At 57.8% G+C, this 11,772-nt stretch carries 9 protein-coding genes and 2 rRNA genes; 5 read left to right on the top strand and 6 right to left on the bottom strand.

What is annotated here, in order from left to right; all coding sequences use genetic code 11:
• Positions 1-403, top strand: a 23S ribosomal RNA gene (locus tag L3J03_05450); the annotation flags it as partial.
• Between the two features lie 183 nt (positions 404-586).
• Positions 587-703 (top strand): 5S ribosomal RNA (rrf, locus tag L3J03_05445).
• Between the two features lie 89 nt (positions 704-792).
• Here the strand turns inward: rrf and L3J03_05440 are convergent.
• Together L3J03_05440 and L3J03_05435 are read right to left on the bottom strand one after the other, a co-directional pair.
• Positions 793-1,947: an HD domain-containing protein gene (locus tag L3J03_05440; protein MCF6290422.1), complete on the bottom strand. Its 1,155-nt coding sequence runs from the start codon at positions 1,945-1,947 to the stop codon at positions 793-795.
• Between the two features lie 105 nt (positions 1,948-2,052).
• Positions 2,053-4,362, bottom strand: a complete 2,310-nt coding sequence (locus L3J03_05435; GenBank protein MCF6290421.1) for a HEAT repeat domain-containing protein — start codon at positions 4,360-4,362, stop codon at positions 2,053-2,055.
• A gap of 203 nt (positions 4,363-4,565) precedes the next feature.
• Between L3J03_05435 and L3J03_05430 the strand changes: the two genes are divergently transcribed.
• Entirely contained in the window at positions 4,566-4,760 is a 195-nt protein-coding gene (locus L3J03_05430) for a hypothetical protein (protein ID MCF6290420.1), read from the top strand.
• Positions 4,761-4,874: 114 nt separating this feature from the next.
• Here L3J03_05430 and L3J03_05425 read toward each other — a convergent pair whose 3' ends face one another.
• A complete protein-coding gene (locus L3J03_05425; GenBank protein ID MCF6290419.1) occupies positions 4,875-5,072 on the bottom strand; it encodes a DUF1737 domain-containing protein in 198 nt (65 codons plus the stop codon).
• A 267-nt stretch (positions 5,073-5,339) separates the two neighbouring features.
• Here L3J03_05425 and L3J03_05420 point away from each other — a divergent pair, with 267 nt between their 5' ends.
• On the top strand, positions 5,340-8,180 hold the full coding sequence (locus tag L3J03_05420; GenBank protein MCF6290418.1) for a DEAD/DEAH box helicase: 2,841 nt from the start codon (positions 5,340-5,342) through the stop codon (positions 8,178-8,180).
• Between the two features lie 4 nt (positions 8,181-8,184).
• On the opposite strand, the gene L3J03_05415 is transcribed toward L3J03_05420, so the two are convergent.
• The 3 genes from L3J03_05415 to L3J03_05405 form a co-directional block, all read right to left on the bottom strand.
• Entirely contained in the window at positions 8,185-9,345 is a 1,161-nt protein-coding gene (locus L3J03_05415) for an SO_0444 family Cu/Zn efflux transporter (GenBank protein ID MCF6290417.1), read from the bottom strand.
• Between the two features lie 60 nt (positions 9,346-9,405).
• Complete coding sequence (locus tag L3J03_05410) at positions 9,406-9,765, bottom strand: metalloregulator ArsR/SmtB family transcription factor (GenBank protein ID MCF6290416.1); 360 nt, start codon at positions 9,763-9,765, stop codon at positions 9,406-9,408.
• A gap of 117 nt (positions 9,766-9,882) precedes the next feature.
• Positions 9,883-10,509 (bottom strand): hypothetical protein, encoded by a 627-nt coding sequence (locus L3J03_05405; GenBank protein ID MCF6290415.1) that lies wholly within the window; start codon positions 10,507-10,509, stop codon positions 9,883-9,885.
• 386 nt (positions 10,510-10,895) lie between these two features.
• On the opposite strand from L3J03_05405, the gene rsmI reads away from it, so the two are divergent.
• Complete coding sequence (gene rsmI / locus L3J03_05400; GenBank protein ID MCF6290414.1) at positions 10,896-11,744, top strand: 16S rRNA (cytidine(1402)-2'-O)-methyltransferase; 849 nt, start codon at positions 10,896-10,898, stop codon at positions 11,742-11,744.
• Positions 11,745-11,772: the final 28 nt, after the last annotated feature.

Below are 11,772 nucleotides of genomic sequence, written 5' to 3'. Positions count from 1 at the left end.
CGATGTCGGCTCATCGCATCCTGGGGCTGGAGCAGGTCCCAAGGGTTTGGCTGTTCGCCAATTAAAGCGGTACGTGAGCTGGGTTTAAAACGTCGTGAGACAGTTTGGTCCTTATCTGTTGCGGGCGTAGGATATTTGAGGAGAGCTGTTCCTAGTACGAGAGGACCGGAATGGACGAACCTCTGGTGTTCCAGTTGTGGCGCCAGCCGCATTGCTGGGTAGCTAAGTTCGGAAGGGATAACCGCTGAAAGCATCTAAGCGGGAAGCCCACTCCAAGATAAGATATCCCGTACCTTTATGGTACCTCAAGGCTCGTCGAAGACTACGACGTTGATAGGTCGGGTGTGGAAGCGCAGTAATGTGTGAAGCTTACCGATACTAATAAGCCGTGCGGCTTAACCATATCTTTTTTGACAAACCGTTTAAACCGTTCAAGCAGTTTGAACCGTTTGAACGTTTGAACTGATTGAACTGATTAATAATCCGGTTGCCGTATCAAAAAAATCCCTGCTGTTCAGTTATCTGAGTTTTTATAAAAACCGTTTGAACTGTTTGAACCGTTTAAACGTTTGAACCGTTATATATTTTCGGTGGCCATGGCGAGGAGGTCACACCCGTTCCCATTCCGAACACGGAAGTTAAGCTCCTCAGCGCCGATGGTACTGCATGGGAGACTGTGTGGGAGAGTAGGTCGCCGCCGAATTCTTTTTGTGAAAAAGGGTTCCTTCTTTAGAGGGAACCCTTTTTTTATGCCTGCTGAGGACGGTGGACAGATCGGCAAGAAACAGGTTTCTAGAATCGACTGATGATTTTCAAAAAATTGTCGACCAGAAAAGGGTTGAACTCCGTGCCCCGGCCCTCTTCCAGGACCTTAAGGACAACCTGGCGGGGGTTGGCCTCACTATAGGGCCGCTTGCTGCGCATGGCGTCAAACACATCGGCAACCGAGATCATCTGACTGACGATGTGGGGTTTCCAGCCTTCTTCCACCACCGGGTATCCCTGGCCATCCCAGCGCATATGATGCTCCAGGGCGCACACGACCGCCAGTTTCGGCATCTCACTCAGCTTCATCAGATGACCCACCCCCTTGAGGGGATGGGTCGCCATGATCTCCCACTCCTCCGGGCTCAACTTGCCTGGTTTATTGATTATTTCGTCCGGGACAAAGAGTTTGCCCACGTCGTGCAGAACCGCGGCCAGGCCGATCTGACGTAACGGCTTTCCCTTGAAGCCCAGCGATTCAGCCTGACTCATGGTGAGGGTGCATACATTCACCATATGGACAAAGGTATACTCATCATATGATTTGACATCGGCCAGCAGATAAAGCGGATTCACCATCCAGGTGGGTCCGTAGACAAAGCTGGAGATAATCTCTTCAAGGGCCTGGATTTCGATATCCTGGTTATGCCTGACCCGTTCATAGACGTTTTTTACCTCCTTCCGCATGCAGCCGCGCGCAGCCAGCAACGGCTCAAGATCCTGGTCAAGATCATATGCCTCGCCGTTGATCCCATGGCCGGAATCCGCCGGGGAACCCTGCCCGCCCGCCCCCTCTATTCTGGACAGCTTTACCCAGGCGTTGCCCCTGACCGGAACAGCCTCATGCAAAGCCAGGGCCTCGATCAGTTCCCGCAGCGACTCTTTCTTGATTCCTCTCAAGAAGGTCAAGTTATCTATGGCCTTTTCCCGAAGAAGAACAACAAGCCGGCTGACCCCGGGACCTGCCGCTAAACGGCTGGAGTTGGCGACCAGGTCGTCTCCCACCGCAATCAGGGCAAGCCGCGGGTAACGGTTGAGGATCCCGGTCAGTCCAGCGTATGCCGACTCAATGGAATCAACAACACTGTGATGGGTGGGCGGAAAAAGACGAACATTCGCTATGGCGGCATTCAGCTTGATGATGAAATCGAGGATCTTCTCCTCACTGTCGTATCGGTCCATCTCTTATGTCCTCAATATCAACTCCCTGGATCCGTGAGCCGTAACGCATCAAGGGGTGGGTACCAGGCCGTAATTATAAATGAAAAATTGTAAGGAGAACCTGGTTCATCCCGACCGTGAATCATCGCTGCTCTCTCTGCCGACACCCTGGATTGCCCGGGCCATTCCCTTTAATATCACCCTCTGAGACGCCAGCCGGATGCTCTTCTTCTTTGACTTCCGGCCGATTTCAAGCAAGCCGGCAAGGCTCACACCGGGGTACCGCTCAAGGGAGTCGAATATCGTTTGTTTTAAGCGGTTCAGTTTTTCTGGATACAGACCGAACCGTCGCTGGACGATATTTTCCAGGGCCGGGACCGTGGCCGGATCACCGATCCGGCCCAACGCCATGATCACGGTTTCGAGTTCCTGGAAATCTTTTTGAAAAAACCCCTTGTCCTCCAGCATGGCAACCAGATCCGGGACAAACTCGTGCAGACCGCACCGGCCCACATACTCCACCGCGCCTGACTTGATCGACCAGTCGTCGGACCGCAGAAATTCCCCCAGGGAATCAAGGGCCCATTGGTCCCGCAGGGTAAGCAGGGCGGCAAAAACCTCTTTCCTGACCATTCGGTCCCGGTGGTCGAGAAATTCTTTTAAAAATTGCACGGTATCCCGGTTTCCATAGCTGCTGAGTACCCGGAGCAACGGACCGGCCTGTTCCGGCTCGGCGTACTCAAGCCGATTCCGGGCCTCAACCACTGCCGCGTCCCGAAAACTTTCCAGGACATGCAGGAGAATTCTTCTCTCCTTGTCGTTCTCCTTATCCAGATAGAGGTCCAGAAGCCCCGGGACGACCACATCGCCCAGCAGATACAGAAACATGATCGGAGCGCGGGTCAAATGGCCCAGCTGTGCGTCAAATGCGACCAGGGCCCTGGTCAGAAACGGCGCTTTTTGAAAATTCTGAAAACATTCCGTTGCCACCACCCTCAGCTCCGGGTCGGATTTGCGCTCGCGATGCAGGTTCACTGTCTGTAGAATGTTGCTCAGGAGCAGGAAATCACCCTGCTCAAGACAGGTTTCAGCTATGGAAATGAGCAAATCAAAGGTCTGGCGATACTCTTGCGGAGATTCTTCATTATTCATGAAGATCAGAAGGACCCGGGCAATCCGGTTATAGAGATATTGGCCATCCAGGGTCTGCAGGTACTCTTCAAGGGGAAACTCTTCCCTGGGCACCCCGTCTTCAAGCAGCGGGGTATCGGCAAGTTTCATCAGGACCCGGGCATAATCCTCGACCACATATTGCTCAAATTCCTCCCGCTTGAAGAGCTTCCTGATCCGGGCCTCGGGCCGGGTACGCTCCTCCGTCTCTTGCTCCTGATCGAAATCAGCGGTATCGCCGGTAAAGGAATGCATGAATTTCTGCAAGAAATTCATGAGCGACGGCGAGATCTCCACGCCCTGCTCATTGGCCTGCAACAGCATCTCCATTGCCAGTTCCCGGTCCAATTCCTCGAAAAACGAATCAACCCCTGACGATATCGGCACCGACGAACAGAGTTGCAGGGTAACGGCCAGGAAATGACGGCGGTTTTCCGGATCAAGGGCCTGGAGAAAGTTGTTGATTCCTCTCAACCGGCCGGACTCGCCGTTATCCGTTGTCCTGGCGGCCTTCTTCTTGTCAAAATAGGACCCCAGGGTTTTTTGATAGCTTTGCAGAAATTCCCCGGCCCCGGTCCGGTCGGCGTTAATCAGGCTGGCCAGCATCCTGGGCCGCTGGAGTTCCTCCCGGCCGAGTACATTCCTCTGCTCCGGGGAGGCAGCACTCATCTCCGCCATCAGATTGCCGGTAAAAGAATGCAGCACCTCATCGGAACCGGTCTGCTTGATCCCGCTTGGCCGGACTGCCTCCTTCTGCTCGGTAAAACGGAGAGTACCGTAGTCGGCCGGCCTGACGGTGATATTCCGGAAAGCGTTTTTTTTCAGAATTTTTTGCAGACCGCCCTGGGAGGTTATCTCTTGAGGCTTGATCGAGATCAGCTTGATAAACCGCAGCAGCTCTTCACGGCCGATTCCAGGCAAAAAGGAGATCGCGGCAATATTCCGCTGGTACAGGGCCGCGGCAAGATCCCGGCAGGCGGAATTTCCAGGGGCAAGGGTTTCGGCGCGGTACAGCAGGACATCCCCGGCGGCCCCGAGCGCAAGCCCGGACGGGGTGTGAACGCAGGCGCGCAGGCTCCGGAGCGCGGAGTCCAGACTCTGCCGGATAAGCTGGTGTCCTTCCGGATAGGCGCCCACATTGTAGCGGGCGATATTCAACCGGGTGATCGTCTCCACCACCTTGCTGACATCTTCCCGGTCCTCTCCCGGTCCGGGTCTGTTTTCATTTTCAGGAGAGGTGCCCGATATATATTCCAGTCCGGTCATCCAGCTTTTTTCCCACTGAGTTGAACATGCTTTCTTTAAAGATCAACTATACGGCCACCCCCTGAAAAGGGTCACCCCGTTCTGTCGGACAAGAAAATTCATCAAAAAATATTTCCTTGCGGATTTTTTTTGAAACCCTGGTACCATGGAGCGGCAGCCAATCACCCTATTCCCCAAGAAACCGGCAGACAGGGATTATTGTCTTGAACACACCGGATAATGTATTGGTAAAGTCAGCCTTGGTCGCCCTGGCCATCTTTTCCATCTTCTGCGCAATATTGGGGTTGATATTTCGCATGGATCCGATCAAGTTCGTTACCTACTGCTCTCCGGGTTATTTCATTATTCTCGGCATTGTCCATGCCTGTCGAACCACCTTTCCGCCGGAAGAAAAATAGGGCTGCCGGGAACCGCGGGGAACAAGATCCGCCTCCGGCGCATCACGGGTAGGCAATCCGGCGCGAACCCCGGAGGCCTCTTGAAAAGGCACAGGCCTTGGCGTTGCTGTTTCCTTACATCTCTTTCAGATTGATCTCCTGATGGAATTCCCCTTCCACCTCCTTGACCACCGCCTGGCCGGCAATGGTTGTTTCCCCGTTGCAGGTCAGTGAGGGGCTGCCGTACAGCTCCCAGCCGTTATTGAGCTTTTCGCATACCCTTTTGCAAAAGGTCTCGTCATCCGGACCGGTCAGAAATGAGTACAGTTTCATATTAACTCTCCTTACGATAATGTTGTATTACCTCCTGCCGCACAGTCCCCAAGCATACCTCAGCCGTGCACCTTTTGCATGGTTGCATTTCGGGCCGGTTTGTTTCCATTGGCACGCATTCCCCTTCTGTATGGTTGACAATGAAACCGGAAAAGGGTTGACAATAGGCTGACAATAACCGCCCCCGAACCGGAACCCGGCACGCACCAGGCCGGATTAAAGAAAAATCTTGTGTCTCAATCAACTCTCATCCAATACATCAAGCAGGTGAAAGAATCTCGCCGGCTCGGCCCCGGCCTGGTCCACCACCAGTGGATACCGCGGCAGGAGACCAGGTCCGGAAAACTGGCCCGGCCACTGTTCCCGGAACTGGCCGCGGCCCTGGCCCGGCTCGGGATCGACTCCCTGTACCGCCACCAGGCCGAGGCCGTGGACGCGATCCGGGCCGGCAAGGACATCCTGATATCCACCCCCACTGCCAGCGGCAAGAGTCTGATCTATAACCTGCCGGTGTTCGAGAAGATCCTGGGCAACCGGGATGTAACCGCGCTCTATCTCTTTCCGCTCAAGGCCCTGGCCCAGGACCAGCTGCGGGCTGTTTCCGAACTTTCCGCCGGGCTGGCGGATGAAAAAAGATTCAGGACCGCCATCTATGACGGGGATACCAGCGCCACCCAGCGCCGCAAGCTGCGGGAGAATCCACCCCGGATCCTGATCAGCAACCCGGACATGCTCCACCTGGCCCTGCTCCCCTTTCATGACCGCTGGGCCGGTTTCTTCAGCAGCCTCTCTTTTATTATCCTGGACGAGGCCCACACCTTTCGCGGCATCTTCGGCTCGCACATGGCCTGGGTGATCAGGAGACTCCAGCGCATCTGCCGCCATTACGGGGCAGACCCGAAGTTCATCATGTGCTCGGCCACAGTGGGCAACCCGCTTGAGATGGCGGAGAACCTGCTCGGCCGTCCGGTGACCGTTGTCACCCGCTCCGGCGCGCCCCGGGCCGGCCGCCATTTTCTGCTGATCAATCCCCTGGACTCGACCGCCCATGCCGCGAGCCTGCTCCTTGAACAGGCTATCTCGAAAAAACTGCGCACCATTGTCTATACCCAGTCCCGTAAAATGACCGAGTTGATCTCGATCTGGACCAGGACAAGATTGAAGGAACAGTCCGGCAAGCTTACTGCCTACCGGGCCGGTTTTCTGCCCGGGGAGCGCCGTAAAATCGAAAAAAAACTCAGCAGCGGCGATCTCCTGGGAGTGGTCTCCACCAGCGCCCTGGAACTGGGCATCGATATCGGCGATCTCGATATCTGTATCCTGTCCGGTTATCCCGGGACCATGACCGCCACCTGGCAGCGAAGCGGCCGGGTGGGCCGGCGGGAGCGGGACTCGCTGGTGATCCTGGTGGCCCGGGAGGATGCCCTGGACCAGTACTTCATGCGCCACCCGGACCAGTTCTTCTCAAGAAAGGTCGAGGCCGTGGTCCTGAACCCGGACAACGAAAAAATCATCCGCCGGCATCTTGTCTGCGCGGCCGGCGAACTGCCGCTGGAAAAGACAGACCCGATACTCGGCAACACTGCCCGGGACCTGGCCGGCCGGATGGCTGAGCAGGGCAATCTGCTCCTGTCCGCGGACGGCAACCGGTATCACACCGGACGCCGCTATCCCCACCGGCAGGTGAACCTGCGCGGCAGCAGCCACCCCTTTCGGATCTTCAGGGAACAAGACCGCACATTGCTGGGCGAGATCGACGGCCACCGCTGTCTGCGTGAGTGCCATCCCGGCGCGGTCTACCTCCACCAGGGGTGCACCTACGTGATCTCCTCCCTTGATCTCGAAACCAGGGAGGTGATTGCCCTTGCCCGAAAGGTCTCATTTTTTACCCGGCCGCTGAGCGAAAAGGAGACCACGGTGCTGGAGATCCTGGACAGCCGCCAGGTACGCGGCTGCCGGGTAAATATCGGCCGGCTGCGGGTCATTGACCGGATCATTGGTTTCCAGCGGCGGCAGGTCAGGGGCCAGGGGTTGATCAATACCGAGAGGCTGGAGCTGCCGCCCCAGGTATTCGAGACCGAGGGGATATGGTTCGAGATACCGGATGCGGTGGCCCAAGAGGTCCAGGCCCGCCGGTTGCACTTCATGGGCGGAATCCATGCCATCGAGCACGCGGCCATTGGTATCTTTCCGCTGCTGGTGCTCTGCGACCGCAACGATGTGGGCGGGATCGCCTACCCTTTCCACCCCCAGCTGAAAAAACCAGCGATATTCATCTATGACGGTCATCCCGGCGGCATCGGCCTGGCCCGCCAGGCATTCAACCGGGCCGAGGAGCTGTTGGCCAATACCCTGGACACGATACGCTCCTGTGGCTGCGAGATCGGCTGCCCCTCCTGCGTGCACTCGCCCAAATGCGGCTCCGGCAACCGGCCCATGGATAAAAAGGGTGCTCAAATAATTCTGGAGCTGCTGGGCCGGGAGACCGGTGTTGTTGCTGAGAAACCGGTCGCGACCAAGGTCATTCATAAAAAAACGCGGACCATTCGCCGGGCGGTGGATTCAATCCACTACGGGGTCTTTGATCTGGAGACCATCCGATCGGCCGACGCGGTGGGCGGCTGGCACCGGGCCGAGCGGATGGGGGTGAGCGTGGCCGTGCTCTACGATTCGGCAACCGATACCTTCACCCCCTATCTTGAGCATCAACTGGATGCATTCATCGCCCGGCTGCAGGGGCTTGGGCTGGTGGTGGGATTCAATACCCTCCGGTTCGACAACCGGGTCCTGTCCGCCTATACCTCCTTTGACCTGGCCCGGCTGCCCAGCCTCGATATCCTGGCCGAGATCAGGAACCGGCTGGGCTACCGCCTGTCACTGGACCATCTGGCCCAGGTGACCCTGGGGGTGAAAAAATCAGCCAACGGGTTGATGGCGCTCAAGTGGTACCAGGAAGGCCGGATGGAGGAGCTTGCCCAATACTGCAGCGACGATGTGCGCATTACCCGGGACCTTTATCGTCACGGCCTGGACAAGGGTTTTTTACTGTTCAAGAACAAGGCCGGCAGCACGGTCCGCTGCCCGGTGGATTTTGCCCGGGGAGGGTAAGCGATCACCCTTTCCCGTTGATCTTGTCCCTGATTCCGGGAGTCTCGCAACACCCCGGGGAACAGGACCCGTGGCCCTGGCCGTGGGAGTGGGACCGGCGGCCGATCCGACGAATCATGGCCAGCAAGGGCCGGATCGAGAAAATAAGCAGGAGCAGGGCCGAGCCGAGCTGGAGCCAGGCAGGTACCAGTTCCGCGGCCCGGCCGATCACTACCTGGGCCGAAATCCCGAATCCCGAATAGATCCGGTCAAGGATCAGGCCGCTGACCACCGCGAACAGGGAAAGCATGACCAGGTAGATCGCCGTGGCCCGGCGGCCGAGAATGCCGAAGAGCACTGACAGCGAGGTAACATTGGTGGCCGGCCCCACCAGGAGAAAAACCAGGGCCGCGCCCGGACTCACCCCTTTCAGGATCAGGGCCGCGGCCACCGGGGTGGAGGCGGTGGCGCAGATATACATCGGGATACCCACCGCCAGCATGATCAGCATGGAGGGCAGCCCGCCGCCCAGATAACTACTCATCATCTCGGTGGGGACCAGGACGCTGATCACCCCGGCCAGAATTAACCCGGCAAAGAACCAGCCCGCCAGTTCGGCCCAGAGATCATTGACCGCAAAACCGATCCCTATCCGCAGTTTCTCGAAAAATCCGTGATGCCGGGCATGCTTGTCGGGCGGACAGTCGTTACCGTCGCAGCAGTTGTCCACCGGGCAGCTCCTGTCCACCACCCGCAGCCAGTCCTCCTCCTTCTGGGTATGAAAGATGTTTTCAACCACTCCGGCGGCCACGGCGGTAAAAAAAGCAGCCACCGGCCGGGCCACGGTCATGATCGGATCAAGCAGGGCATAGGAAATCGCTATCGAGTCGACCCCGGACTCCGGGGTGGAGATGAGAAAGGCGGTGGTGGCGCCGTTGTTGGCGCCCTGTTTTTTCAATGAGGCCGCCGCTGGCAGCACCCCGCAGGAGCAGAGGGGAATCGGGATGCCGAGCAGGGCGGCCTTGATCACCGAGCCGAACCGGCCCTGGCCCAGATGGTTCGCCACAAAGGCCGGATGGAGAAATACCTTGAGCAGGCCGCCCACCAGCAGGCCGAAGAGGATATAAACGGCTGCATCCAGAAAAAGATGCCATGATTCCTGTAATACCTGAATAATAAAATCCATGGGAAATCTCACAATAAAATAATCGTTCAAACCGTTTGATCGTTCGAACGGCTTGAACGGTTATTTTTCATTAACATGCTCCAGGGCCAGGCGGATCAGGCCGGCCACATGGTTGTCGTCCAGCCGATAGTAGAGAATAGTGCCGGCCCGCCGGTTCCTGACCAGCCGCATGGTCCGCAGCAGCCGCAACTGGTGCGAGACCGCTGACTCGCTTATTCCGAGCAGGGCGGCCAGGTCGCAGACACACATCTCCTGCTGTTCGAGGGCCCGGATTATCTTAAGCCGCGAGGGATCGGCCAGGGCCTTGAAGATCCGGCTGAGATCGTCAAGCACCCCTGGCGCAAGGGCCATGTTCCGCGCCCGCTCCACCAGGTCCCGGTGGATCACCCGGCAGTCGCAGAGATCTTGGTGATGGGTCATACCGCCCCTTATGCATATATGATCAGACACTCATATATATAATTTAACAAACCCTTCCCCGAATGTCAATCCCGGGTCTCCGTCTGAAAACAAGGTTGCCGGGCAGGGCCGGCAAGGTCACGGGTTCGGGAATGATGTCATTGCGGAATCACCCGCCCCGAGGTCGGTTGCTGCCGGACGGCATGCCAGGCTGGGCATGGAGCCCAACCGGACTACATATTCCGCTATGTCAAAGGGCCGGTTCTCCTCCATACCCTGGAAAACAAGCATCGCATAGGTCAGGCCCACGGCATGCATGGCCTCGGACCGGGCCATTCCGTCTCGACAGAGACGCCTGATGGTTCGTCCCACAATGGCCGGGTCATTCTCTTCAAGCTGACGTTCGATAATCCCGGAGATACTCCTCTCCAGGGGCGGGGCCCCGAGCATGCCGTGGCCCTGGCCGGGGAACTGCCTGGCCGCGGATTTTTTCCGGCCGGCGGCAAGACAATGCGGGCCGATACAGATCCCCACCCACTTGCCGACCCGAATCCAGCCATCGCGCTTTTCCTCCGGGTTCCGCCTCTCGCCGCAACGCCGCTCAACACCGCCCTGATCAAAATAATCGACATGATAGGCCCGCCGCCGGTCATCGCCCGACCGCCGGTCAAGACCGGACCGCTTGAACGGTTCAGGCTCTCTTTTTTGAGCATCCTTCCGACTCCTGCCGACACTACCCGCCATCTCGGCGCCATTGCTGGTCATGGCAGCCCCTCTCCTTTCTCTCTCTTTGTCTCCGGGGAAGACCGTTATTATTACCCCCGGCAACTGCCACAATGTGGTATACAACGCAGCAAATATATCCAGATTTCAGCAACTCTGCAACGACTATATGCCCATCAGTACCAGGGTTATGCTAGTATTTTACCAGGTCGGAATACCAGGACGCGCCTGAAAAACAATGAACCGGGGCGGAGTTAGAGGCAAGCCCGGGCCGCGGTGATGAAACAGCAGCAAATAGTGACCCGGCCGGCCGGCGGCCGGGAATTACGATTGCGCTCCCGCCCTGCCCTGCTGTAGAATGATGGTTTCCGTAAATCCATAGCCCCTGGTGAACGGTTACCTTTTTCCAACTATTCCGGAGCCAGACCATGAGCAGACCCCTGCACCAGACCGGCACCCTTTATGTGGTGGCCACTCCCATCGGCAACCTGGAGGATATTACCCTGCGGGCAATCCGGATCCTGGGCGAGGTTGATCTGATCGCTGCCGAGGACACCCGGCATACCAGAAAACTGCTGACCCATTTCGGGCTCAACACCCCGCTCAAGAGCTACTACAAGGACAAGGAAAAGTCCCGGAGCGCAAAAATTATCCAGGCCCTGCTCCAGGGCCGCAACGTGGCCCTGGTCTCCGATGCCGGCACCCCGGGAATCTCCGATCCGGGTTCGATCCTGGTCCGGGCCGCCCGGGCGGTATCCGTCCCGGTGGTGCCCGTTCCCGGCCCCTCGGCCCTGACCACCGCCATAAGCGTTGCCGGGTTCTTGAACAGCGCCTTTGTCTTTCTCGGCTTTCTCCCTTCCCGGGCAGCGGAACAACAACGGCTGCTCACCTCGCTGGTCCACGAACAACGGGACCTGGTCTTTTACGAGTCTCCCCGCCGGCTCGAAAAAACCCTTGCCGCCTGCCTGGAGATCCTCGGCAACCGCCAGATATTCTGGGCCCGGGAATTGACCAAGCTGCACGAGGAGCTGCGACCGGTCCGGCTGGTGGAATTGCTGGAAGAGCTTGGCGAACGGGAGATCAAGGGCGAATCAGTGATACTGATCAGGGGTGCGGTCCCGCAGGAAACCCCGCCCGAGGATCTTGCCGCCGCCCTTGCCTGGTATAAGGAAAAAGGAACAAGCCTGAAAGAGGCGGTCCAGCGGCTGAGCCAGGACCTGGGTCTTGCCCGGTCCCGGGTCTATCAGGAGGCCCTGGCCGTCTGGGACAAGCACTGACCTGAACGATCATCGGGTAGCGCATCCC

The organism is Desulfobacterales bacterium (assembly GCA_021647905.1).
Taxonomy (GTDB): domain Bacteria; phylum Desulfobacterota; class Desulfobulbia; order Desulfobulbales; family BM004; genus JAKITW01.
Note: the sequence above shows the minus strand (reverse complement) of the source record. Positions and strands in the feature narration are given on the sequence as shown.

Coding starts and splice junctions, on each gene's coding strand:
- L3J03_05440 (MCF6290422.1), bottom strand. CDS start 1,947: ATGGACCGATACGACAGTGAGGAGAAGATCCTCGATTTCATCATCAAG.
- L3J03_05435 (MCF6290421.1), bottom strand. CDS start 4,362: ATGACCGGACTGGAATATATATCGGGCACCTCTCCTGAAAATGAAAAC.
- L3J03_05425 (MCF6290419.1), bottom strand. CDS start 5,072: ATGAAACTGTACTCATTTCTGACCGGTCCGGATGACGAGACCTTTTGC.
- L3J03_05415 (MCF6290417.1), bottom strand. CDS start 9,345: ATGGATTTTATTATTCAGGTATTACAGGAATCATGGCATCTTTTTCTG.
- L3J03_05410 (MCF6290416.1), bottom strand. CDS start 9,765: ATGACCCATCACCAAGATCTCTGCGACTGCCGGGTGATCCACCGGGAC.
- L3J03_05405 (MCF6290415.1), bottom strand. CDS start 10,509: ATGACCAGCAATGGCGCCGAGATGGCGGGTAGTGTCGGCAGGAGTCGG.
- rsmI (MCF6290414.1), top strand. CDS start 10,896: ATGAGCAGACCCCTGCACCAGACCGGCACCCTTTATGTGGTGGCCACT.